Below are 24052 nucleotides of genomic sequence, written 5' to 3' on the forward strand. Positions count from 1 at the left end.
CCTGAATATGGATATGCACACTGTGGTGGTGGGGACGTCCGGTGTCACCGCGTCCGACGTTCTCGCCGTGGCGCGCGGCGGCGCCCGGATCGAGCTGTCGGCGGAGGCGGTGGCGGCCCTCGCGGCGGCCCGGGAGATCGTGGACGCGCTGGCGGCCAAGCCGGACCCGGTCTACGGCGTCTCCACCGGTTTCGGAGCCCTGGCGACCCGGCACATCAGCCAGGAACTGCGCGCCCAGCTGCAGCGCAACATCGTCCGCTCGCACGCCGCCGGCATGGGCCCGCGGGTCGAGCGTGAGGTCGTACGGGCCCTGATGTTCCTGCGGCTCAAGACCGTCTGCTCGGGACACACGGGTGTGCGGCCCGAGGTCGCGCAGACCATGGCCGACGTGCTGAACGCCGGGATCACCCCGGTCGTGCACGAGTACGGCTCCCTCGGTTGCTCCGGCGACCTCGCCCCGCTGTCCCACTGCGCCCTCGCGCTGATGGGCGAAGGGGACGCGGAGGGTCCCGACGGCACCGTCCGGCCCGCCGGTGAGCTGCTCGCCGAGCACGGGATCCAGCCCGTCGAGCTGCGCGAGAAGGAGGGCCTGGCCCTCCTGAACGGCACCGACGGCATGCTCGGCATGCTGGTCATGGCCCTCGCCGACCTGGACACCCTCTACAAGTCCGCCGACATCACCGCAGCCCTCAGCATGGAGGCGCTGCTCGGCACGGACAAGGTCCTCGCGCCCGAGCTGCACGCCATCCGGCCGCACCCGGGGCAGGGCGCCTCGGCGGCCAACATGCTCGCCGTCCTCAAGGACTCCGGGCTCACCGGGCACCACCAGGACGATGCGCCCCGCGTCCAGGACGCCTACTCGGTGCGCTGCGCGCCGCAGGTCGCCGGTGCCGGGCGGGACACCCTCGCGCACGCCCGTCTCGTCGCCGAGCGGGAGCTCGCCTCCGCCGTCGACAACCCCGTCGTGCTGCCCGACGGCCGCGTCGAGTCCAACGGCAACTTCCACGGCGCCCCCGTGGCCTACGTCCTGGACTTCCTCGCCATCGCGGCCGCCGACCTCGGCTCCATCGCCGAGCGCCGCACCGACCGGCTGCTGGACAAGAACCGCAGCCACGGGCTCCCGCCGTTCCTCGCCGACGACGCCGGTGTCGACTCCGGGCTCATGATCGCCCAGTACACGCAGGCCGCGCTGGTCAGCGAGATGAAGCGGCTGGCCGTTCCCGCCTCCGCGGACTCCATCCCGTCCTCCGCGATGCAGGAGGACCACGTGTCCATGGGCTGGTCGGCCGCGCGCAAGCTGCGCACCGCCGTCGACAACCTCACCCGGATCATCGCCGTCGAGCTGTACGCCGCCACCCGCGGCATCGAGCTGCGCGAGGGCCTGACCCCGGCGCCCGCCTCGCAGGCCGTGATCGAGGCCGTGCGTGCGGCCGGTGTGCAGGGGCCCGGCCCGGACCGGTTCCTGGCCCCCGACCTGGCCGCCGCCGACGCCTTCGTGCGCGCGGGTCACCTCGTCGCCGCCGCGGAGACGGTCACCGGTCCGCTGCAGTAGGACGCGGAAATGCGAAGGGGCCCTGTCGTTCGGCAGGGCCCCTTTGGCGACGTCACTTCAGCTTGGCCGCCTGGGCCTTGATGACCGGGGCCGACACCGTGTAGGCCTTCTTCGTCATCATCGCGCCGATGTTGATGGTGGTGTACGTGGCGAGGGTGTTCCCGTGCCGCACGACCTCGGCGTGCAGCGGCAGGGCGCCGTCCTTGCCCGAGTCGTTGGTCGCCGTGAAGGCCACCGAGTCGTCGCCCGTGCCCGAGGACTTCTCCTCCGCGACCTTGGTGAACTTGCCCTTCTCGCCGTCCTGCTCGCCGGAGAAGCCGCCCGAGCAGGACTTCACCGCGTCGGTCACCGACTTCAGGGCCGACGCGGCGCCGTCGCCGTCGTACGAGGCCAGGGTGACCACGGTGACGTCCAGGTCCATGGACTCGTTGAGCGCGTCCTCGAACTTGCCGTCGGCCAGGTCGTCCATGGACGTGGCCTTGTCCGTGGGGTCCTTCTTGTCCTCGGTGGCCATGCGGCTGGTGTTCGCCGCCGGCTCGCCGGGCGCGATGCCGGTCAGGGCGCGGAGCACCGGGTCGCACTGGGCGTCGGCCGACTTGACCTTGCTCTTGTCGGGGATGCCGCCCTCGACGGGGCCGACCTTGTAGCCGGGCACCTCGCCCTTGGCGATGATCAGCTGCTTCAGCTCCGCGGCGCTCAGCGCCTTCGCGGCCGAGTTCCCGTCCGTGCCGCCCTTGCCGTCCGCGGAGTCCTTCGAACCTCCGTCGGAGCAGCCGGTGATGAGGGCGAGCGACAGTGCGCTCACAGCTGCGGTGGCGCACAGCCGCACGCCCGATGATCTCTTCATGGGCGGACTATGCGTTCTCCGTCAAAGAAGAGTCAAGCGCAATTAAAAGCCGAGGCGTTCCCGACGTACCGAATACACCACGAATCCGGCGCCCACGGCGAGGAACAGGCTGCCGCCGACCACGTAGGGCGTGGTGTCGAAGCTGCCGGTGTCGGCGAGCTGGGTGCTGTCCGCGGTGCCCGTGGCATCCGTGGTCGCGGCCTCGGAGATCGCCTTCGCCTGCTGGGTGACCTGCGTCGTTCCGGTCACCTCCGTGGTCGCTCTGGCCGTGCCGTCCTGCGACGCGTTGGCGGACGGGACGAACCACAGGGCGCACAGCAGGGTCCCCGCGGCGGTGGCGGTCAGCAGCGGACGGCGAGCGGATGGCACGGAATATCGATCCCCCTTGTGACGCTGGCGAATTGGCCGTGTGGGGGCGATGTTAGTGAAAATCGCGGGTCACGGGAAAGTCACGGGAGGTTTCAGTCGTACGCTCCGGTCATGAGCACGGAAGAGACATCACGTTTTGTACGGCTTCGGGTGGAGCTGGTTCTTGAGGTGCACGACGAGGCCGGGGTGACCAAGACCGCGCTGCGTCGGCTCGCCGCCGATCCCGAGCTGCCTCCGGAGGAGCGGGCCCATGCCGAGAACGCTGTGACGGAAGACACCGCCGAGGCCCTCGCCTATCTCGTGGACCCGTTCGACCTGATCAGCGAGGTGCCTGGGGTGGAACTCCAGCAGGCCTCCTGGTCCAGCGAGCGGATCGAGTACGACCCGGATTCGCCGGACTGGGAGCTGGACGAGGAAGATGGGGACGACGACGAGGAAGAGGGCGGCATCGGCTGAGCGGCCCGGGGAACCCGACCCCGGACGGCAACCGCCGTCCGGGGTCTCGTCGTCTCCGGGGGCGCACGGACGGCTTCCGCACCACCCGTCCCGGGCGGGACGTGGTGTGGCCCACACATTCGATCTATGTGGAACGGGGCGGACCGGCCGTAGCGTTGATGGTTCCTACGGGGGCTTTCGGGGATTCCGCGGATTCGGCAGCGATGGAGAAGCGTGTGATGACGGACAGTAAGCGGCGCAAGGGCCTGACGGTCGCGTCCGCACTGCTCGGCGGTGTACTGGTACTCACCGGGTGTTCCGGCGGCGGCGACGCCAAGTCCGCCGACAACGGAGACACCTCCCAGGCCAAGGCCGACGAGGCGGCGGCCAAGAAGTCCTCCGCTGCCCAGATCACCATCACGCCCAAGGACGGCTCCAACAACGCCTCCATCAACAACTCGGCCGCCGTCACGGTCGCCAAGGGCACCCTCACCGGTGTGACCATGACCACCGCCGACGGCAAGGCCGTCGCCGGCGCGCTGTCCGCCAACAAGAAGAGCTGGAAGCCGACCACCCAGCTGGAGCGCTCCACCGGCTACAAGGTCGCCGCGGAGGCCAAGGACGCCGCCGGCCTCGTCGCCCACGAGAACGCCTCCTTCACCACGGTCTCCCCGGCCAACAGCTTCATAGGCAACTTCACGCCGGAGGACGGCTCCACCGTCGGCGTGGGCATGCCCGTGTCGATCAACTTCGACAAGGCGATCACCAACAAGGCCGCCGTCCAGAAGGGCATCACGGTCACCTCCAGCAGCGGCCAGGAGGTCGTCGGCCACTGGTTCAACGCCAACCGCATCGACTTCCGCCCCGAGGCGTACTGGAAGGAGAACTCCACCGTCACGCTGAAGCTCAACCTGGACGGTGTCCAGGGTGCGAGCGGCGTCTACGGCGTGCAGCAGAAGACGGTCACCTTCCACATCGGCCGCAACCAGGTCTCCTACGTCGACGCGCAGACCAAGCAGATGAAGGTCACGCAGGACGGCAAGACCATCAAGACCATCCCGATCTCCGCCGGTTCGCCCGAGAACAAGACGTACCAGGGCATCATGGTCATGCAGGAGAAGTTCAAGGAGACGCGCATGAACGGCGCGACCGTGGGCTTCACCGACGACGACGGCAAGGGCGAGTACGACATCAAGGACGTGCCGCACGCCATCCGCCTGACCAGCTCCGGCACCTTCCTGCACGGCAACTACTGGGGCGCGAAGTCCATCTTCGGCAGCGTCAACACCAGCCACGGCTGCGTGGGCCTGTCCGACACCAAGGGCGCCAAGGACCCGAGCACGCCGGCCGCGTGGATGTACAACAACTCCCTGATCGGTGACGTGGTGGTCGTCCAGCGCACCGGCGACAAGACCGTCTCCCCGGACAACGGCCTCAACGGCTGGAACATGGACTGGGCGCAGTGGAAGGCCGGTTCGGCCGTCTGACAGCCTCCGCACAGCCTTTCCGATGCCGCCCCCAGGGGCGGCATCGGTGTTTCCGGGGCCTTCCTGGGGGCGGCCACAGCCTTCTCATGGTTCTTTTATTTCGGCCTTATCGAGTCATCACGGTCCGTCCCTAGCTTGCGGGCATGTTCTTCACCTACCTGAGGCGCGAACTGCGCCGCCGCAGAAAGGCGGCCCTGGTCGTCGCCTCCGGCCTCGCGCTGGGCATCGCACTGGTCATCGTGGTCAACTCCGTGTCCAGCGGCATGGGGAAGGCCCAGGACAAGGTCCTGCAGTCGCTGTACGGACTGGGCACGGACATGACCGTCACCAAGGCGGCGTCGGCGTCCACCGGCGGCGCCCAGCGGCCACGCTTCCAGTTCGACGCCCGCAACAACGACGACGACTCCACCCAGAGCAGCGACCGCGTCATGGTGCAGGGCTTCCAGACGCTGTCGACCTCGACCGTGACCAAGGTCGGCGCGCAGTCCGGCGTCTCGGACGCGGTCGGCGGGCTGAGCCTGCAGGTCATCAAGATCAACGGCCAGTTCACGCGCGGCCGGTTCCAGCAGAACGGCAACGGCAACAGCCGGCAGGGCGGCCCCGGCGGAACAGGCCAGCCGCAGGGCGAAGTGCAGGGCGGTGGCGCCAACTTCGACGTCAACAACTACTCCGTCTACGGCACCGACGTCACCGAGCCGGCCCTCGGCCCGCTGACCTCGTCGAAGATCACCAGCGGTCGTACGTTCAAGGCGACGGAGACGAACGCCAAGGTGGTCGTGGCCGACTCGGCCTACGCCAAGCAGAAGAAGTACAAGGTCGGCTCCACCGTCACCATCAAGGGCGTCAAGTTCAAGGTGATCGGCATCGCCACCGCCGACAGCGGTGACTCGGCCGCCAACCTGTACATCCCGCTCAAGCAGGCCCAGACCCTCAGCGACTCGAAGAACAAGGTCACCACGATCTACGTCAAGGCGACCGACTCGCAGAAGATCGACACCGTCAAGTCGGCGATCCAGAAGAACGTCTCGGGCACGACGGTCACCACCTCCGCCGACCTCGCGGACACCGTCTCCGGTTCCCTGTCCACCGCCTCCTCCCTCGCCACCAACGTCGGCAAATGGCTGTCCATCGCGGTGCTGGTGGCCGCGTTCCTGGTCGCGGGCCTGCTCACCTCCGCCGCCGTCTCCCGGCGCGTCCGCGAGTTCGGCACGCTCAAGGCCCTGGGCTGGAAGTCCGGCCGGGTGACCCGGCAGGTGGTCGGCGAGGCCGTCGTCAACGGCCTGGTGGGCGGCGCCCTCGGCATCGCGCTCGGCCTGGCGGGCGCGTACGTCGTCACGGCCGTCAGCCCGAGCCTGCAGGCCCAGTTGGGCGGCGGCACGGGCGGTGGCGGCTTCGGCGGCGGCCCCGGTGGCGGTGGCGGCTTCGGCGGCCCCGGCCGTCAGCCGTCCAGGACCCTGGAGGTCGCCCTCACAGCCCCGGTCAGCGTGACGACGATCCTCCTGGCGGTGGGCCTGGCGGTGGCCGGCGGTCTGATCGCGGGGGCGTTCGGCGGCTGGCGGGCGTCGAGGCTGCGCCCCGCGGACGCGCTGCGGCGCGTGGAGTAGCTCAGCCCCACCCACCCGCAGCCGAGAACGATCCCAGGAGCCACCATGTACGAACTCAAGAACGTGACCAAGCGCTACACCAGGGGCAAGGACACCGTCCACGCCCTCGACGGCATAGACCTCACCATCGGTGACGGCGACCGGCTCGTCATCCAGGGCCCCACGGGCGGAGGCAAGTCCACCCTCCTTCAGATGCTCGGCGGCCTCGACCGCCCCACCGAAGGCGAAGTCGTCCTCGACGGCACCGACCTGGCCAGGCTCTCCGAGGCCCGCCTCACCAAGGTTCGCAGCGAGAACATCGGCTTCGTCTTCCAGTCCTTCAACCTCATCCCGACCCTCACCGCCCAGGAGAACGTGGAGACCGCTCTCGTCCCCCTCGGCATCAAGGTCAAGGAGCGCCGCGAACTGGCCGCCGACGCAATGAAGTCCGTCGGCCTCGGCGAACGCCTCTCGCACCTGCCTTCCGAAATGTCCGGAGGACAGCAGCAGCGCGTCGCCATCGCCCGTGCACTCGTCAAGCGACCGAAGGTCCTCCTCGCCGACGAGCCGACCGGCAACCTCGACGAGGGCATGCGCGACGAGATCATGGACGTACTCGAACGCCTGTGGGAGGAGCACGGGTTGACCTTCATCATGGTCACCCACGACTCCGCGATCGCGAAGAAGGCCCCGCGGCTGGCCACCATCCGCAAGGGCAGGATCACCGTGAAGGACAACGCGGGCGCCTGACGGCCCATAACACCGTTCCTACGAACGAGACTTAGCGATTCTGTAACGGTGTCCCCGCACACGCGTAACAGTTTTGGGGAGCGCTTTCTTACTGTCCTCTCATCTATTGAGCCGTCTGATCACCCCCCGGCATACTTCGGGATCCGGGGGGTTGACGTGCAGGTGTACGGGACTGCCCCCCCGCCGGGTGAATGGGGATTCGCCCGGTCACTCATCTCCAGGGGGAGAACTTGCGCAGACAAGTGAAAAGAGCAGCTGCGGCCACTGTGGCCACCGCCGCAGCCGTCGCCCTCGCAGCGGGAATGACCAGCCCCGCGTCGGCGAAGCCCGAGCAGCGCGTCTCGGCCGCTGCTTCCTCGCTCAGCGTCAAGCACCACGTCACCCTGATCACCGGCGACCGTGTCGCCCTCGACGCCAAGGGCCGCGTCGTCGGCCTCCAGCGGGCCAAGGGGCGGGAGCACATACCCGTTCAGGTCCGCAAGGCCGACGGACACACGCTCGTCATTCCCGCCGACGCGGCCCGCCTGGTCGCCTCCGGCAAGCTGGACCAGCGGCTGTTCGACATCACCGAGCTGAACAAGGCCGCCACCCGCAAGGCCCAGAAGAACGGCCTGAAGGTCATCGTCGGCTACAGCGGTTCCGCCACGGCCGCCAAGCAGGACGTCCGCGACGCGGGCCACCTGCGCCGCAGCCTCAGCGCGCTGAACGCGGACGCGGTGCAGACCCCGGTCAAGGACACCGCCGAGCTGTGGGACGCCGTCACCAACGGCGACAAGGCCGCCTCCGGCATCGCGCACGTCTGGCTCGACGGCGTCCGCAAGGCCTCGCTCGACAAGTCGGTGCCGCAGATCGGCGCCCCGGTCGCGTGGGCCGCCGGCTACACCGGCAAGGGCGTCAAGGTCGCCGTCCTGGACACGGGTGTGGACACCAGCCACCCGGACCTCAAGGATCAGGTGATCGACTCCAAGAACTTCACCGCCGCGGCCGACGCCAAGGACCACTTCGGTCACGGCACGCACGTCGCCTCCATCGTGGCGGGCACCGGCGCCAAGTCGGGCGGCAAGTACAAGGGCGTCGCCCCCGACGCCAAGATCCTCAACGGCAAGGTCCTGGACGACACCGGCTCCGGTGACGACTCCGGCATCCTCGCCGGCATGGAGTGGGCGGCCTCGCAGGGCGCCTCGGTCATCAACCTGAGCCTCGGCGGCTACGACACGCCCGAGATCGACCCGCTCGAGGCCGAGGTCAACAAGCTCTCCGCCGAGAAGGGCATCCTGTTCGCGATCGCCGCGGGCAACGAGGGCCCCCAGTCGATCGGTTCGCCGGGCAGCGCGGACGCCGCGCTCACCGTCGGCGCGGTCGACGACAAGGACAAGCTGGCCGACTTCTCCTCGACCGGCCCGCGCACCGGCGACGGCGCCATCAAGCCGGACGTCACCGCGCCCGGTGTGGACATCACCGCCGCCGCGGCCAAGGGCAGCGTCATCGACCAGGAGGTCGGTGAGAAGCCCGAGGGCTACCTGACCATCTCCGGTACGTCGATGGCCACCCCGCACGTCGCGGGCGCCGCCGCGATCCTGAAGCAGGAGCACCCCGACTGGGGCTACACCGAGCTGAAGGGCGCGCTCACCGGCTCCGCCAAGGGCGGCAAGTACACGCCGTTCCAGCAGGGTTCGGGCCGGATCGCGGTCGACAAGGCCATCAAGCAGGCCGTGATCGCCGACCCGGTGTCGGTCAGCTTCGGTGTGCAGCAGTGGCCGCACACCGACGACACCCCGGTCACCAAGCAGGTGTCGTACCGCAACCTCGGCGACAAGGACGTCACGCTCAACCTGACCAGCACCGCCACCGACCCCAAGGGTGCGGCGGCTCCGGCGGGCTTCTTCAAGCTCGCCGCGACCAAGGTGACGGTCCCGGCGCACGGCAAGGCCTCCGTCGGCCTGACGGTCAACACCAAGCTGGGCGGCACCCTCGACGGCGCCTACTCCGCGTACGTGACCGCGACCGGCGACGGGCAGACCGTCCGCACGGCCGCCGCGGTGCAGCGCGAGGTGGAGTCGTACGACGTCACGCTGAAGTTCATCGGCCGTGACGGCAAGCCGGCCCAGTACTTCGACGCCGACATGACCGGCGTGGCCGGCCTGGCAGGCGGCCAGTGGCTGAACCCGTACGACCCGTCCGGCACGGTGAAGGTGCGCGCGCCCAAGGGCACGTACATCCTCAACACCTCCACCTTCGTCGACCCGACGGACGCCACCAAGGGCATCGACTGGATCGCGCAGCCGAAGCTGACCGTCTCCGGCAAGCAGACGATCACGATCGACGCGCGCAAGGCCAAGCCGGTGGACATCACCGTCCCGGCCACGGGCCTGAAGTCCCAGTTCGCCTCACCGGAGTGGGACGTCACGATCGGCGACGGCCAGTACGGCTACGGCTGGTTCCTCGACTCGTACGACAACTTCCACACCGCTCACCTCGGTGGGTCGCTGCCCGCGGGCACGCTCTACCAGCAGTGGGACGCGCACTGGTCCAAGGGCGCCGGCGAGGAGTACGACGTCACCTCCGGCGGGACGGTCACCAAGCTCGCCACCGGCTACACCAAGCACTACAAGGCGAGCGACCTGGCCACGGTGAAGGCCCGGCTCGGTGCCGCCGCGAGCGGCAAGAAGGGCACCGTCAACGCGGTGGGCTGGCTGCCCGGCAGCTCCGGCGCCTCCTCCATCGGCATCCCGCAGACCCTGCCCGGCACCCGCACCCTGCACCTGTCGGCCAAGGGCGGCGTGAAGTGGCAGCTGGAGTTCGAGCAGGACGGCGGGGTGGACCCGGACGGGTTCCCGATCGCCGACGCGTCCTACTCGGCCGCCGCGCAGTCCTTCACGGCGGGCAAGTCGTACTCGAAGACCTTCAACACCGCGGTCTTCGCCCCGCTGGTCAACGCCGACTTCGGTGTCTTCCGGGACGGCAACGAGATCTACGGCGCGCTGCCGCTGTTCGCGGACGGCGCCAAGCACATCGGTTCGTCGACGTTCACCTCGGCGACCACGACCCTGTACCGCAACGGCGTCAAGGTCGGCTCCAACGACGACCCGATGTTCGGCGGGAAGACCTTCAAGGTGCCCGCCGGTGACGCCGCGTACAAGCTGACCACCTCGGTCAAGCGCTCGGCCAAGGTGTCGGAGGCCTCCTCCCGGATCGACGCGGCGTGGACCTTCCGCTCCAAGAAGCCGGCCGGCGGTTCCGCGAAGCTCCCCGTCTCCGCCCTGTACTTCGGCGCCAAGACCGGCCTGGACAGCCGTGTCGAGGCCGGCCGGACGGTCACCTTCCCGGTCACCGTCGAGGGCGCTGCGGCGGGCAGCAACCTGAAGTCCCTGGCGGTGTACGTCTCCTACGACGGCAAGACCTTCAAGAAGGTCGACGTCCGCGGCGGCAGGATCACCGTGAAGAACCCGGCGAAGAACAAGGCCGTCTCGTTCCGCGCCAAGATCGCCGACAAGAAGGGCAACACGTCGACGATCACGATCTACAACGCGTACTACGGCAAGTGAGCCGCCGTACCTGAGTAGGCCGTGAGCGAACGGCCCGCCGGAGCAGGAGCTTCCGGCGGGCCGTTCGTGCTTGTGTGCCCGTATGACGGCTCACACAGTCGAGTACATCCGTTACCGCGTTCCCGAGCAGCAGTCGGCGGAGTTCCTGGCCGTCTACACCCGCGCGGCCGTCCAACTGGCCGCCGCTCCCCAGTGTGTCGACTACGGACTGACCCGCTGCGAGGAGGAGCCCGAGTCCTGGATCCTGCGGATCACCTGGACGTCGACCGAGGATCACCTCCAGGGTTTCCGCAGGTCGGAGCTGTTTCCGCCGTTCCTGGCGGAGATCCGGCCGTACGTGGAGAACATCGAGGAGATGCGCCACTACCGGCCGACCGGTGTGCAGGGCGGCGGAGGCGCCGTCCCCACCCTGTACGACTGGGCGGGCGGCGCCGCGGCCTTCTCCCGGCTGACCTCGGTCTTCTACGACAAGGTGGTCAAGGACGACCTCCTCGCCCCGCTCTTCGCCGACCTGCCCGCCGAGCACGCGGAGCACGTCGCCCTGTGGCTGGCCGAGGTCTTCGGCGGGCCGGCCCGCTACTCCGAGACCCAGGGCGGCCACGGGCACATGGTCGCCAAGCACTTCGGGCGCAACATCAGCGAGGCCCAGCGCCGCCGGTGGGTGAACCTCGTCCAGGACGCCGCCGACGAGGCCGGCCTGCCGACGGACGCCGAGTTCCGTTCGGCGTTCCTGGCATACGTGGAGTGGGGGACGCGCCTGGCCGTGTACTTCTCCGGCCCGGACGCCCAGCCGCCCGCCGAGCAGCCCGTGCCGAAGTGGTCGTGGGGAGCGATGCCGCCCTACCAGGGGTGAACGCCGCCCTGTCGGGGGTGACCCGTGGCCGGTGGCCGGCTCAGGCCGACGGCACCGCCCGGGTCGCGTCCGTGCCCCAGCTGGCCAGCAGACGCAGGGACTCGGCCGACGGGGAACCGGGCTCGGCGTGGTACGTCACCAGGCCGAGGTCCGAGTCGCCCGCGAGGCGGAAGCCCTCGAAGTTCAGGGAGAGGTCGCCGACCAGGGGGTGGTGCAGACGCTTGACGCCGTGGCTCTTCTCCTTGACGTCGTGGGTCGCCCACAGGCGGCGGAACTCGTCGCTCTTCACCGACAGCTCGCCCACCAGAGCGGACAGCCGAGGGTCGTCCGGATAACAGCCCGCGTCCATGCGCAGGGCGCAGACGATGTCGATCGCCTTCTGCTCCCAGTCGACGAAGAGGTCGCGGTACTCGGGGTGCAGGAAGACGAGCCGGGCCCAGTTGCGCTCGGCGGACGGCAGTTCCGACCAGTCGCCGAAGACCGCCGCCGCCATCCGGTTCCAGGCCAGGATCTCCGAGCGGCGCCCGACGACGTACGCCGGCACGCCCTCCATCACGTCCAGCAACTGGCGCAGTGCCCCCCGCACCTGCTGCTGCCGTGCCGCCGGCTTCTTCTTGTGCGCCTTCGGCTTGGCCAGGTGGGTGAGGTGGGCGTGCTCGGCGTCGGTGAGGCGCAGGGCGCGCGCGATCGAGTCCAGGACCTCCGCCGAGACGTTGCGTCCGTTGCCCTGTTCCAGCCGGGTGTAGTACGCCACCGACACCCCGGCCAGCTGGGCCAGCTCCTCGCGGCGCAGCCCCGGCACCCGGCGGTGCCGTCCGAAGTCGCGCAGCCCCACGTCCTCCGGCTTCAGCCGGGCCCGCCGGCTGCGCAGGAACTCGCTCAGCTCGGCGCGCCGGTCCAGGGGCCGGCCGGCGGCTGCGTCCTGCTGTTCGTCCATACGGCCAGTATCGGCCGTCTCCCGTGGTCGTACGCCCGCCAGCCTGTCCCCGCCAGTGGTACGCACGGCGGTCGTACGAAGATCCGTGGTCTGGGTGAGCGGCGGCGTCCGCTGCAGGCTGGACGGGTGCCCGGTCGAAAGGCAGCCGGGCACGAACCCCCCTGCTAGGAGAACCCCGGCATGACCACTGTTGCTGCGTATGCCGCGCCCGCCGCGAAGGCCCCGCTGGAGCGGACCACCATCGAGCGGCGCGCGGTCGGCGAGTTCGACGTCCTGATCGACATCGAGTTCGCCGGTATCTGTCACTCCGACATCCACCAGGCCCGCGAGGGCTGGGGCACGGCGATCTTCCCGATGGTCCCCGGCCACGAGATCGCGGGTGTCGTCTCCGAGGTCGGTCCCGGTGTCACCCGATACGCCGTGGGCGACCGGGTGGGCGTCGGCTGCATGGTCGACTCCTGCCGCACGTGCGAGAACTGCCTCAAGGGCCTGGAGCAGTACTGCCTGGGCGGCAACGTCGGCACCTACAACGCCGTCGGCAAGGACGGCGAGCCCACCTACGGCGGCTACTCGCAGAAGATCGTCGTCGACGAGAACTTCGTCGTACGGATCCCGGACGGCCTGTCCCTGGACGTGGCCGCCCCGCTGCTGTGCGCCGGCATCACCACGTACTCCCCGCTGCGGCACTGGAACGCCGGTCCCGGCAAGAAGGTCGCGGTCGTCGGGCTCGGCGGCCTCGGCCACATGGCGGTCAAGATCGCGCACGCGATGGGCGCCGAGGTGACCGTGCTCTCGCAGTCCCTGCGCAAGAAGGACGACGGCCTGAAGCTGGGCGCCGACCACTACCACGCCACCAGCGACCCGAAGACCTTCGAGGAGCTGGCCGGCACCTTCGACCTGATCATCTCGACGGTGTCGGCGCCGCTGGACTTCGGCGCGTTCCTGTCGCTGCTGAGGACCGACGGTGCGCTGGTGAACGTCGGCGCGCCCGAGGAGCCGATCTCCCTCAACCTGTTCTCGGTGATCGCCGGCCGCAGGACCCTCGCCGGCTCGGGCATCGGTGGCATCCGGGAGACCCAGGAGATGCTCGACTTCTGCGCCGAGCACGGCATCGGTGCGGAGATCGAGCTGATCAGCGCGCCGGAGATCAACGAGGCGTACGAGCGGGTACTGGCGAGCGACGTCCGGTACCGCTTCGTGATCGACACGGCGACCATCTGACCTCGCTGGGCTGCGCCGCGTGGGGGCCGGTGCCCACGCGGCGCAGCCGCATGTCGATACAGCCCCCCGCCCCGGGGCCTAGGCCCTGTCGTCAAATTCCCGCCTGCCCCGCGGCGTCCGGCACGCACGCTCGGGCCTAGGACAGGCGGAAGACCTCCCCGGTCCCGTGCGCGCGCACCACCACGCCCCCCTCCCCGCCGGGCCGTACGACGTGCACGCGCCCGGCCCCCGCCACCCGGCAGTCCGCGCCGTCCACCGCCACCACGGTGTTCTCGTCGACGGCGACGCCGTACGGTGCCTCTCCGCGGCCCACCACCGCGACCAGCCGCCCCAGCGTCCCCCACTGCGCGGCGTGCACATCCACGGCGAACGGCACGAGCCCGAGCCCCGCCCGTACGTCGATCTCCTCGAGATCCTCCGCGGTGTCCGCCGGGCACACCGGCACCCCGTCCGCCAGCCAGCCGCCGACCACTGCCCGCCGCGCGGCCACGGCGGCGCCCGCGGAGAACCCCGCGTAGGGCAGCCCCCGGTCGGTGAGCAGCTGCGGCAGGCGGTCCAGGCACGCGGCGAACGCCTCCTGGTAAGCGGGCGTCAGCCCACCGCACACCAGGAGTCCGGCCACACCGTCCAGCGCCCCCTCAGGCTCGAACCGACCCCCGAGCGGTACGAGCAACGGCACGGGCGAACACGGGCCGGCCTTCCGCAGCGCACCCGCATACCGCTCGAACTGCTGCGCCCCGTCCCCTTCGTCGACGACCACGCACCCGATCCGCGGCACATCCCCGCCGCGTACCGCCGCCTGCCGCAGAAACGGCTCGTACACCTCCGGGACGTCCCAACCGCCACCGATCAGAAACGCGGAACTGCTCATCCGGACCCTCCCCTTGCGCGAAGTGCGAATGTACGAGGGCGCAGGCCCCGCGGTCGCCCGAATTACCCGAGTCCCCTGCGTGCGCTGCGGTGGTGGAGGGCGTGGTTCACGCGGGCGGCAGAGGCTGCTCCGTCCAGACGGTCTTGCCGTCGCGGGTGTAGCGGGTGCCCCACCGCTCCGTGAGCTGCGCGACCAGGAAGAGCCCGCGTCCGCCCTCGTCCGTGCTGAGGGCCCGTCTCAGGTGCGGGGAGGTGTGGCTGGTGTCGGACACCTCGCAGCTCAGCGAGTGCGTACGGATGAGGCGCAGGGTGACGGGGCCGGCCCCGTACCGGTAGGCGTTGGTGACGAGCTCGCTGGCGACCAGCTCGGTGGTGAAGGCCAGTTCGGTCAGCCCCCATTCGGTCAGTTTCTCCGTGGTCAGCTCCCTGGCGACGGCGGCGGAGGTCGCTTCCAGGGGCAGCTGCCATGAGGCGACATTCTCCGGCCGCAGCACCTGGGTACGGGCGATGAGCAGCGCGATGTCGTCGCTGGGGAGGTGCCCCTTGGGCAGCAGCGCTTCGACCACGGCGTGGCAGGTCTCGTCCAGCGGCTCCTTGGTGTGGGCCAGGCATGCGCGCAGGTGCTCCAGCGCGGCGTCTATGTCGCCGTTGCGTGCCTCCAGGAGGCCGTCCGTGTAGAGCGTGAGCAGGCTGCCCTCGGGGAGGTCCAGATCGTACGTCTCGAAGGGCAGTCCGCCCAGGCCCAGCGGTGGACCCGCGGGCAGATCGAGCACGGTCACCTCGCCGTCCGGGGTGGACATCAGCGGTGCCGGGTGGCCGGCGCGTGCCAGGGAGCAGTGCTGGGAGACCGGATCGTAGACGGCGTAGAGACAGGTGGCCCCGAGCACCTGCTCGATCGCCGGCTGGGTGTCGTCGGCGTTCGCCTCCAGCTCGGTGGCCAGCAGACTGACCAGATCGTCCAGCCCCGTCATCACCTCGTCCGGCTCCAGGTCGAGGCTGGCCAGGGTGCGCGCGGCGGCGCGCAGCCGGCCCATCGAGGCCGCGGCGTGGATGCCGTGGCCGACCACGTCTCCCACGACGAGTGCGGCCCGGGCCCCCGACAACGGGATCACGTCGAACCAGTCGCCGCCGATACCCGGTTCACCACTGGCCGGGAGGTATCGGAAGGCCACCTCCACGGCCGGCAGGTTGGACACCGCGCTCGGCAGCAGACTGCGCTGGAGAGTCAGAGCGGCGCTCTGCTGCTGGGTGAAGCGGCGTGCGTTGTCAATGCAGACGGCCGCACGCGAGGAAAGCTCCTGGGCCACCGCGGCATCGTCGTCCTCGAAGGCCTCCGAATTACGCGACCGCCACAGGCTCACCACGCCCAGGATCAGGCCGCGCGCGAGCAGGGGCACCGCGATCAGCGAATGAACGCCGAGCCCGAGGGCGATCTCGATCCGCCGCCGGTCCATGGCGTACCACTCGGGGCGCAGGGACAGCAGCCCGTCGAGAATCGGGCGACGCTCGGCCAGGCACCGCGCCTGCGGAGATTCCGGAAGCAGCGGGACCACGTCGCCCTCCTGGAACGGGATGCGGTGTTCCGGTGGCGACAGGGCGGCCCGGACCAGCGGACCCACCGCACCGGGAACCGGTTCGTCACCAAGTGTCACGGGCTTGAGGAGGTCCACCGAGCAGTAGTCGGCCAGGCCGTGGACGGCCGCCCCGGCCAGTTCCCGAGCGGTCTGTATCACGTCGAGCGAGGTTCCGATCCGGGCGCTCGCCTCGTTCAGCAGGGCGAGCCTGCGTTGCGCCCGGTGGCGGTCGGTCACGTCCTCGATCGTCTCGGCCACACCGAGAACCCGGCCCGAGGGATCTTCCATCCGGAACGCCGAAACGGACACGATCCGTTCCCGCCCTGGTTCGTGGCGTGCCCGGGCGGACTGCTCCGTGAAGATCAACGGCTCGCCGGTCTCCAGGACGTGCCGTACCCGGTCGTCCTGCGGACCCGCGTCCTCGTCGACCATGAATTCACGGGGGTGGTGGCCCACCGGCGCCTCGGCCGGGACGCCGCTCGCCTTTTCGACCGCGCGGTTGACCCGGGTCACCCTCCTGTCCGTGCCGTAGGTGACCAGACCGATCGGGGACCGGTGGTACAGGCCGTCCAGCAGCGCACGGTCCCGCTGCCAGGCGATGACCTCCGCGGCAGGAGCACCGACCAGGAGCCACTCCTGACCGCCCCCCTCCCGCGTGACCGCACGGGCTCGGAAACCCATCTCCACACGGCGTCCGTCGTGGTGCCGGACGGGCAGGACACCGAACCATCCCCCCGACTTCAGGGCCTCCACGACGACGGAGCGCACGACAGGCAGGTCACGGGCGTCGACCAGGAGGTCCTGCCACGCCCGTCCGAGTACTTCCTTGGCCGGATAGCCGAGCAGCTCCTCTGCACGCGCGCTCCAGCCGACCACGGTGCCCTGATCGTCGAGCACGGCCGAGGCACCGTGCCCGAGGGCGAACGGATCCTCCGGGCTCTCGCTGAAATGCATCGACGGCGTCCCCATAGCCACCACCTGCCTCCGTCACTCCGATGTTCCTCTCCACGGAGTCCGTCCGCGACCGACGCGATCAGCGGACCCGGGCGGGAGGACGCCGTTCTGCCGGGCCGGGGATCAGGTTCTGCCGAGGGCGGGCGCTCAGAGGCGCCTGTACTTCTCGATGTCCTCGGTGAACTCCCTGATCGCCTGTGCGGTGAGCGTCGGCCGGGTGTCGGCGATGGCGGTCATGTAGTCGTCGGTGTTGGCCGGTCCGCCCTTCCGCTCCATGACCTCACGCTCGAACGCCGCCTGCGCGCCCTTACGGGCGGCGAACTCGATGTCGGCAGGGGTGAACAGTTCGCTGGCCTCGACCAGTCGGTCGAGGTCCACCGAATCGCCGGCGGTCCTGAGATAGCGGGTCCAGATCGCAGCGCGGGCGGTCGGGTCCGGCGGGCCGATGGGAATGACGTAGTCGAACCGGCCCGGTCTCAGGAAGGCCGGATCGAGCGACCGCACGGAATTGGTGGCGCAGGCCAGCAGCCGTGCGTCGTGCTCGCGGAAGCCAGGGATCAGTTTGAGCAGCTCGTTGGTCACCCCGTGCCCCGGGTCGACCGCTTTCCCGGACCGCACGCCGGCGATCTCCTCGACCTCGTCGATGAAGAGCAGCACCGAGTCCAGTTCCGCCAGATCCGCGAAGGCCTCCCGAAGCGCCGCGGCCAGCCCCTCGCTCGTGTCTGCTGCGAGCCGGGACGGAAAGAGCTCCACGAACGGCCAGCCGAGCCGCGAGGCGACCGCTTTGGCGAAGCTGGTCTTCCCGGTGCCGGGAGGGCCGAACAGGATGATCGCCTTGGGAGGGGCGACCCCGTAACGGTCGGCCAGCGCAGGCTCCGTCAGCGGGAGCACGACCCGGCGTTCGACCACCTGCTTCTCGCGCTCCATGCCGGCCATGGCGTCCCAGAGCCCCTCGGGGAGCATGCGACCGCCCAACGCCGCGAGAACGTCGGCGTTGGCGGTTCCGGGGGGTTCGAGCTTCTCGAAGTAGGTCAGGTCGTCGCGGAACCGGTAGCCCGAGTTCTCCAGGGCCTTCGTCCCGGCGGCACCGGCGGGCAGCAGCGCGCTGATGTGGCGCGCGCCCAGTGCGCGTAGGCGCCGCTCCAGCTCGGTGAGGAGCGCACTGCCGATCCCGCGCTCGCGCCATCGGGAGGCGAGCGCCACCAGGAGGATCCACCCTCGCTTGCCGTGTGCCTGGGCCACGGCCATGCCCACGAGTTCGTCCCCGACCACGGCGACGACCGCCGTCTGACCGCCCTTGGCCGCAGCCATGACCTCGGACACGGGAAACACCCGGTCCTCGCCGCCCCGGCGGCTCTGGTCCCAGATCTGAATGGCCTGGTCGAGATCGTCGTCGCGATAGTCGCGCAGATGCCAAGCGGGCATGGCCACCACCCTCACCCGGCGGGAGAGTCTCATTATCCCAGCCAGGGCGTTCGGCGACGAACGCAGCCGATCAGGTCCCGCGTTGACTCTCTCCTGCCGGAACGGCCGTGGACGCGCAGTCTGCCGGCGCCGTCGGGGGTTCGGTGGCGACGGGACTCCAGGAGCAGGCCAGGGAGCCGCCGATCAGACCGGCGATCAGCCCGAGGAAGAGGCCGCCGAGGTTCGCGACGGGGAAGGAGATCAGGGTGAGCAGGAGCGTGGCGATCCCGGAGAACACGCGAAGGTGCGCGTGGTACCAGAGGGTGATCCCCAGGGTGATGAGCAGGACTCCGATGATCAGGGCTCCGGCACCGGACGTGGTCGACAGGGCCAGCGGAATTCCGCCCAGGTCCAGATGCGCGTACGGCCAGTACAGGATGGGCAGTCCCGCCGTCAGGGTGAAGAGTCCCGCCCAGAAGGGACGTTCGCCGCGCCAGGTTCTGAATCCGTGCCGGACACGCGCTGCGGTGACGCGCAGTCGGGGGCGTGCGGCAGGTTCGGCCCGCCGAGGACTCAGAAGCATTCGTGACGGCCGTGTTCGAGCTGCACGCGCAGGCCGGGGACGTTGAACGTCCCGGCAGTGAGCGCGACCGCGGTCAGGCGTACGTCGGTCAGGGAGACCGACGTGGCCTGCTGCCCGAAGCCGTCGGGGTCGAAGAAGCGCGAGTGCCTGTCGCCCGGATTGATCGGCCCCTTGGCGATCTCCCCCTGGGCGATTCCCTGGTCGAGGCCCCTGAAATTCGCCTGCCCGGCCGACTGGAACGTCGTGTCGAGGAACAGGTTCGATGCTTCGACCGGTCGTTCGTCTCCGCCGGTGAGCCTGAACGTCTGCACGCCCAGAACCGGGACCTCGATCAGTACGGACTGGCACAGCGCGGTGATCGTCGTGTGCCGGGATCCGGTGACCAGCACCGGCACGAGCTTTCCCTGCCTGGTCACGTCCACCATGCCGTAGCTGCTGAACCCGCGAGCGGTCAGTGTGTCCGCGGTGACCTGGAACTCCTTGCCGGAAATGAGGAACGACGCGGCCAGCACACCCTGGCCCATGGCGATTCCGAGGACCGCGCAGGCTGCGACGCTGGGTACCAGGATCGCCGCAAAGCGCCGCCAACGGGTTCTGCCGACGCGGGGCGACATCCCGTCTCCTTCGGTCATGGCGCGAGCCGCCTCTACCTGGACGAAGCGGATACGTTCCTCGCTACCCAGTGACGGATCCTAGGCTTCCGGTTGTGGCGATCGGCTGCACGTCAGGGCCGCCGTACGGGTGATGCACATGGTGCTCGGCCCTTCGGGCGATGCAGTGGTCACGAGCCGAGCGGCACCTCTGCGGCGTAGGCGACGAGGTTCGCGAAGCGCAGCCACCCGAGCAGATGACTGTTCAGGGGCGCCGGGCCCGGACGGAGAAGGCTCTCGATTCCGCCGATCGCCTCGGCCAGGGCGTCCCGCGTCGCGGCGTCCACGCGGCCGAGGTTCGTGAGGTACGCGGCGGCACAGCTGTCGAGGCAGGCGTGCAGGCCCGCCAGTTGCTGTCCCTGGCTGTCGCGGTGGAGGCCCTCGTCCGGGAAGGGAGAACGCCGGAACGCCGTGCGGCGGTTCGCGACGGCGGCGACGAGGCCCAGGCGGGAGGGGGCCGTCTCGCCGGGCCATCGAAACCCTGACGGCTGCGTGATGATGCGGCGTGGGGCGCGCCGGCCGGCCGCCTTCTCCGCGTGGCGTCGGACGGCGTAGGACTCGACCTCGTCGAGCCAGACCGCGCGACTGGCTTCCAGGGTCTCCAGCGCGCGCAGCAGGGCCGCGGGGTCTCTGCGGAGATCGGGGGACGGGCGCGCGGTCGCGGCGAGATAGGCCCAGGTCGCGTTGAAGCCCAGCGGACAGTAGTGCCCGACGGCACACCTGAGGGAGGTGTGCCGTCGGGCCAGTGGCACCTGCTCGTCGCGCACCCGGCGTGCGTAGGTTCCGAAGGACACCCGGTGATGTCAGCCCTCGGCCTCGACCACGCCGATCGGGCAGGACACGCCCGTCCCGCCCAACCCGCAGTACCCGCCCGGGTTTTTGCTGCTCGAAAGGTACTGCTGGTGATAGGCCTCGGCCGGGTAGAAGGTGCGGCCCTGCGCGGGGAGGATCTCCGTGGTGATCGTGCCGTGGCCGGAGTAGGTCAGGCGGTTCTGGTACGAGGTGCGGGAGGCCTCGGCCGTGGCCGCCTGAGCCGGGGTGTGGGTGTAGATCGCCGAGCGGTACTGGGTGCCCACGTCGTTGCCCTGGCGGAAGCCCTGGGTCGGGTCGTGGGACTCCCAGAAGGTCTTCAGGAGGCGGTCGTAGGCGATCAGTTCCGGGTCGTAGACCACGCGGACGACCTCCGTGTGGCCGGTCAGGCCCGAGCAGACCTCCTCGTACGTGGGGTGCTCGGTGTAGCCGCCCTGGTAGCCGACCAGAGTGGTCCACACACCCGCGGGGAGCTGCCAGAACCTGCGTTCCGCGCCCCAGAAGCAGCCCAGGCCGAAGTCGGCGGTCTCCAGGCCCTCGGGGTAGGGGCCGAGGAGTGGGGTGCCGAGGACGGTGTGGCGCTCGGGGACCGCGAAGGCGGGCAGGTCACGGCCCTTGAGCGCCTGCTCGGGGGTGGGCAGCTGGGGTGAGCGGCCGAAGAGCATGAGGTCTCCCTGTCGGTCTGGAAGGCGGAGGCCGGCCTGACACGTGGTCCAACGGCCCGGGCCTGCGCCGCATTCCGGTCAGGCCTCCGCCGTCACCGCCTGCACCGTGTCGTTGCGGACCTGGCAGTAGTACGCCGCCGCGCCGTCGCCCCGGTAGCTCCACGGCAGTGATTCCACGTACCCGTCGACCAGCTTGAACTGCTCCAGTGCCGCCTCGTGCCGGTCCTGGAGGTGGAGGTAGAACGCCAGCAGGTGGCGCAGCTGTGCCAGGCCCGGGTGGCTGGGGTCGGCTGCCGCCGCGTCCGCGAGGCCCGCGTCCACCCTGGCCACCATCTCGGGCGTGTTGTCGGCCGCGGTGTCGGTCGACTCGTCGTGCTCGAAGTGCGCGATGAGCGGCAGCGCCGTCAGCAGGCTGCCCAGCGGCGCCTCGGCGGCCGCACGCTCGGCGAAGTCGAACGCCAGCTGCTGCGAACCCCGCCACTTCGCGCACCAGTACTGGAGAGCCGAGAAGTGGGCCCCGAAGTGGTGCGGGGCGCGGGTCTTGATCTCCGCCCAGAGCTTGTCCATCTCGGCGTTCGCGTATCCGAGACCGAGCGCAACCCAGATCTCCGCGACGTACGGCGTGGGGTCGTCGGGGTTGAGGGCGGCCGCCCGCGCGATCTCCTCGCGTGCGCCCAGCAGCGTCCGGTGGAAGCCCTGGAACTGCTCCTGCGTCGTGTAATTGGCCTTCTTCGCGCCCCGCAGCTCCCAGGCGAGGTACACCGTGCTCTGCGCCCGGACCACGACCGCGTCCGGGTCCTCGGGGCGCGCCGCCTCCCAGGCCAGCAGCCACTCGTCGTCCTTGGCCGCGAGCGTGGCCACGTGGTTGACGAGCGTCGTACGGCGCTCCCAGTCCCGGCCGATGGTGCGCAGTGTCTGCGCGGCGGGCTCCCAGTCACCGCGGCGCACCGCGTCGAGGGCGGCGGCCCAGTCGGCGGGGAGCGGGGCGGGGTGGTCCATGTTCTGCCGTTCGGCGGGCAGCAGCCCGAGCTCCTCGGCGGCCTGCGCGGCCTCGGCGCCGTCGTCGGGGGTCGGGTTGAAGAACTCCTTGAGGAACACCCCGGCGATCCACACCACGAAGATCAGTGTGGGGACGGCCAGGACGGCCAGGATCCAGAGCAGCACGGTCATGGGAGGGTGCGGTCCGTTTCGTCGAGGGAGTCGAGGGGGAGCGGCGAAGAGGCTGCGTCGCTCACGCGGGCTGTGCCGCCGTCGGCGGCAGCAGCGCCCGCAGTGGTGCGGTGTCGGGGTGGTCGGCGAGCGCCGCCTCCACGGCCGCTTCCAGCGCGGCCTTGGGGCCGTCGTCCGGGGTGCTCTCCGGGGCCCAGCCGGGCAGCCGGACGACGGCCTCGCGGGACCAGGAGAACTCCCACTGCAGCAGTGAACGCGCGCTGAACTCGGCCAGCACCATCGTCCGCAGCATCCAGCGCAACCGGGGCCGTACGAACTCGCGGAAGGCCCGGCCCTTCGCGGCTGCCGCTTCCTCGGACAGCGGCAGCCGTTCCGCCAGCCGCCACAGCCGGCCGTCGTCGATGACGTCCAGCAGCGCGGACAGCGTCGCGGGCTGCCCGGTGTAGTCGGTGAGCGCCTCGTGCAGCGGGGTGTGCGCGGAGGACAAGTTCTCGGCCATGGAGGCGTTCAGCAGTTCCGGCCACTCGGCGGTGCGCCGGAAGGCGAGGACCTCGTCCGTCAGGGCGGTGTCCTCCAACGCGGCCAGGGTGCGCTGCGGGTCGGTGAGCAGGGCGAGGGCCGCGTCCGTGGCCTCCTCGGTGCGCCCGTCGGCGGGCAACTCCTCGATCCGGCGCACCCGTTCGGCGATGGGCGGATGGGAGTCGTACGGCGAGGCAGGCGCGGTCGGCAGCTGGGCCCGCAGCTTGACCAGCTCCTCTTCTCGGGCGGTCAGCAGTCGGCCGAAGCCGCCGAAGAACTCGCCGCGCGGCGGCAGCAGCCGTACCGGCAGGCCCAGGGTGGCGTAGGAGTCGAGGTAGAACTCGTGGGATTCGGCCAGGACCGGGATCTCGCGCAGCGCCGACGCGGTCGCGTCGCGCCCGGCGATCCGGGCGGCGGCCAGGTCGGCCGCGTACTCCTGGGCGCGGGCCGTGGACAGGGAGGCGCGCAGGTAGAGCTTGCCGTAGGCGGTGTAGATCTTCGCCATCGTCCGGTACGTCGCCCCGGCCCCGGCGGTGTCGATCCGCTTCGCCTTCCTGCCCTTGGCGACCCGCTTCGCGGAGGCCTGCTCCTGGCGGGCGCGCTCGGCGGCCACCTTGCCGTCGGCCTTGGCGTGGAACTGCCCGATGACCCGGGTGATCTGCACCCGGCCGCGCACCACGAGCGCGGACAGCCGGGTGTCGCCGCCGGTGAAGTGGCCGTACTCGTGGGCGAGTACGCCGCGCAGCTGTGCCTCGGTCAGACCGGTCAGCAGCGGCACGCCGAGGTAGAGGCGGCGCGGGCCGGGGAGCAGGCCGAGCAGCCGGGACTCCTCGCTGACGGCCGCGTTGACGTCGGCGGTGAGCAGGATCCGGTCGGGTGCGCGGGTGCCGGTCGCCGCCGCGAGGTCACGGACCAGCGCCCACAGCCGGGGCTCGTCGGCCTCGCTGACCGGGATGCCGGCCGGCTCCTCGCCCCGGGGCGTGCGCAGCATGAACATGCCGCGTACGACGGGGACGGCGAGCACCGCAGTGACGATGAAGAGCTTGATGGCGGCCGGGCCGTGCAGCCCCCAGCCGAACGCGGCGACGTCGGCACCGACCAGCACCGCGAGCAGCAGCAGACTCAGCAGATAGAAGCCGAACAGCAGGACCAGGGCGCGCAGCGCGCGCAGAGTTGCGCCCATCGGGCAGATCCCCCCACAGGACCCAGAGGCATGGACATGGCAAACACCGGGCCACGGTGCTGCCGGTGAGTGTGGGGGGACTCGGAGCACA

The 24052-nt window shown here is 70.3% G+C and carries 20 protein-coding genes; 8 read left to right on the forward strand and 12 right to left on the reverse strand.

The genetic code is table 11. From position 1 onward, the window contains the following. Positions 1-13 precede the first annotated feature (13 nt). Positions 14-1552 carry a histidine ammonia-lyase gene (hutH, locus tag ACIRVH_RS09515; protein ID WP_403950967.1) on the forward strand — a complete coding sequence of 513 codons (1539 nt, stop codon included), beginning with the start codon at positions 14-16 and terminating at the stop codon, positions 1550-1552. Between the two features lie 52 nt (positions 1553-1604). Here the strand turns inward: hutH and ACIRVH_RS09520 are convergent, their stop codons facing one another. Both ACIRVH_RS09520 and ACIRVH_RS09525 read right to left on the reverse strand, forming a co-directional pair. Then, on the reverse strand, positions 1605-2399 hold the full coding sequence (locus ACIRVH_RS09520; RefSeq protein ID WP_403950142.1) for a hypothetical protein: 795 nt from the start codon (positions 2397-2399) through the stop codon (positions 1605-1607). A gap of 42 nt (positions 2400-2441) precedes the next feature. Beyond that, positions 2442-2768: an LAETG motif-containing sortase-dependent surface protein gene (locus ACIRVH_RS09525; RefSeq protein WP_403950144.1), complete on the reverse strand. Its 327-nt coding sequence runs from the start codon at positions 2766-2768 to the stop codon at positions 2442-2444. A gap of 111 nt (positions 2769-2879) precedes the next feature. Here ACIRVH_RS09525 and ACIRVH_RS09530 point away from each other — a divergent pair, with 111 nt between their 5' ends. From ACIRVH_RS09530 to ACIRVH_RS09555, 6 genes are all read left to right on the forward strand, one after another. Further along, entirely contained in the window at positions 2880-3224 is a 345-nt protein-coding gene (locus ACIRVH_RS09530; protein ID WP_403950146.1) for a hypothetical protein, read from the forward strand. A 218-nt stretch (positions 3225-3442) separates the two neighbouring features. Beyond that, complete coding sequence (locus ACIRVH_RS09535) at positions 3443-4690, forward strand: Ig-like domain-containing protein (protein ID WP_403950148.1); 1248 nt, start codon at positions 3443-3445, stop codon at positions 4688-4690. 143 nt (positions 4691-4833) lie between these two features. Beyond that, positions 4834-6294: an ABC transporter permease gene (locus ACIRVH_RS09540; protein WP_403950150.1), complete on the forward strand. Its 1461-nt coding sequence runs from the start codon at positions 4834-4836 to the stop codon at positions 6292-6294. Between the two features lie 45 nt (positions 6295-6339). Further along, positions 6340-7023, forward strand: coding sequence for an ABC transporter ATP-binding protein (locus ACIRVH_RS09545; protein ID WP_403950152.1), 684 nt, complete (start codon positions 6340-6342; stop codon positions 7021-7023). Between the two features lie 242 nt (positions 7024-7265). Further along, positions 7266-10568, forward strand: coding sequence for a S8 family peptidase (locus ACIRVH_RS09550; RefSeq protein ID WP_403950154.1), 3303 nt, complete (start codon positions 7266-7268; stop codon positions 10566-10568). Positions 10569-10650: 82 nt separating this feature from the next. Continuing rightward, positions 10651-11421, forward strand: coding sequence for a group II truncated hemoglobin (locus tag ACIRVH_RS09555; protein WP_403950156.1), 771 nt, complete (start codon positions 10651-10653; stop codon positions 11419-11421). Between the two features lie 40 nt (positions 11422-11461). Here the strand turns inward: ACIRVH_RS09555 and ACIRVH_RS09560 are convergent, their stop codons facing one another. Then, a complete protein-coding gene (locus tag ACIRVH_RS09560; protein WP_403950158.1) occupies positions 11462-12358 on the reverse strand; it encodes a helix-turn-helix domain-containing protein in 897 nt (298 codons plus the stop codon). Positions 12359-12538: 180 nt separating this feature from the next. On the opposite strand from ACIRVH_RS09560, the gene ACIRVH_RS09565 reads away from it, so the two are divergent. Continuing rightward, positions 12539-13579, forward strand: coding sequence for an NAD(P)-dependent alcohol dehydrogenase (locus ACIRVH_RS09565; RefSeq protein ID WP_403950160.1), 1041 nt, complete (start codon positions 12539-12541; stop codon positions 13577-13579). A 136-nt stretch (positions 13580-13715) separates the two neighbouring features. Here ACIRVH_RS09565 and ACIRVH_RS09570 read toward each other — a convergent pair whose 3' ends face one another. The 9 genes from ACIRVH_RS09570 to ACIRVH_RS09610 all read right to left on the reverse strand — a co-directional run bounded on the left by ACIRVH_RS09570 (position 13716) and on the right by ACIRVH_RS09610 (position 23961). Next, positions 13716-14450 carry a hypothetical protein gene (locus ACIRVH_RS09570; RefSeq protein WP_403950163.1) on the reverse strand — a complete coding sequence of 245 codons (735 nt, stop codon included), beginning with the start codon at positions 14448-14450 and terminating at the stop codon, positions 13716-13718. Between the two features lie 106 nt (positions 14451-14556). After that, a complete protein-coding gene (locus tag ACIRVH_RS09575; RefSeq protein ID WP_403950164.1) occupies positions 14557-16992 on the reverse strand; it encodes a SpoIIE family protein phosphatase in 2436 nt (811 codons plus the stop codon). A gap of 132 nt (positions 16993-17124) precedes the next feature. Further along, positions 17125-18411: an ATP-binding protein gene (locus tag ACIRVH_RS09580; protein WP_403950969.1), complete on the reverse strand. Its 1287-nt coding sequence runs from the start codon at positions 18409-18411 to the stop codon at positions 17125-17127. A 61-nt stretch (positions 18412-18472) separates the two neighbouring features. After that, positions 18473-18964: a DUF6114 domain-containing protein gene (locus tag ACIRVH_RS09585; protein ID WP_403950166.1), complete on the reverse strand. Its 492-nt coding sequence runs from the start codon at positions 18962-18964 to the stop codon at positions 18473-18475. Next, positions 18955-19578, reverse strand: coding sequence for a DUF6230 family protein (locus ACIRVH_RS09590; RefSeq protein WP_403950168.1), 624 nt, complete (start codon positions 19576-19578; stop codon positions 18955-18957). The genes ACIRVH_RS09585 and ACIRVH_RS09590 overlap by 10 nt, the downstream gene beginning before the upstream one ends. A gap of 167 nt (positions 19579-19745) precedes the next feature. Further along, complete coding sequence (locus ACIRVH_RS09595) at positions 19746-20408, reverse strand: hypothetical protein (protein WP_403950171.1); 663 nt, start codon at positions 20406-20408, stop codon at positions 19746-19748. Positions 20409-20417: 9 nt separating this feature from the next. Continuing rightward, positions 20418-21089: a peptide-methionine (S)-S-oxide reductase MsrA gene (gene msrA / locus ACIRVH_RS09600; protein ID WP_403950173.1), complete on the reverse strand. Its 672-nt coding sequence runs from the start codon at positions 21087-21089 to the stop codon at positions 20418-20420. A gap of 78 nt (positions 21090-21167) precedes the next feature. Next, positions 21168-22259, reverse strand: a complete 1092-nt coding sequence (locus tag ACIRVH_RS09605) for a hypothetical protein (RefSeq protein ID WP_403950176.1) — start codon at positions 22257-22259, stop codon at positions 21168-21170. Positions 22260-22320: 61 nt separating this feature from the next. Next, the gene (locus ACIRVH_RS09610; protein WP_403950177.1) at positions 22321-23961 is read right to left on the reverse strand and encodes a M48 family metallopeptidase; all 1641 of its coding nucleotides are present in this window, start codon (positions 23959-23961) and stop codon (positions 22321-22323) included. Positions 23962-24052 lie beyond the last annotated feature (91 nt).

Source organism: Streptomyces sp. NPDC101165 (genome assembly GCF_044768135.1).
Classification (GTDB): domain Bacteria; phylum Actinomycetota; class Actinomycetes; order Streptomycetales; family Streptomycetaceae; genus Streptomyces.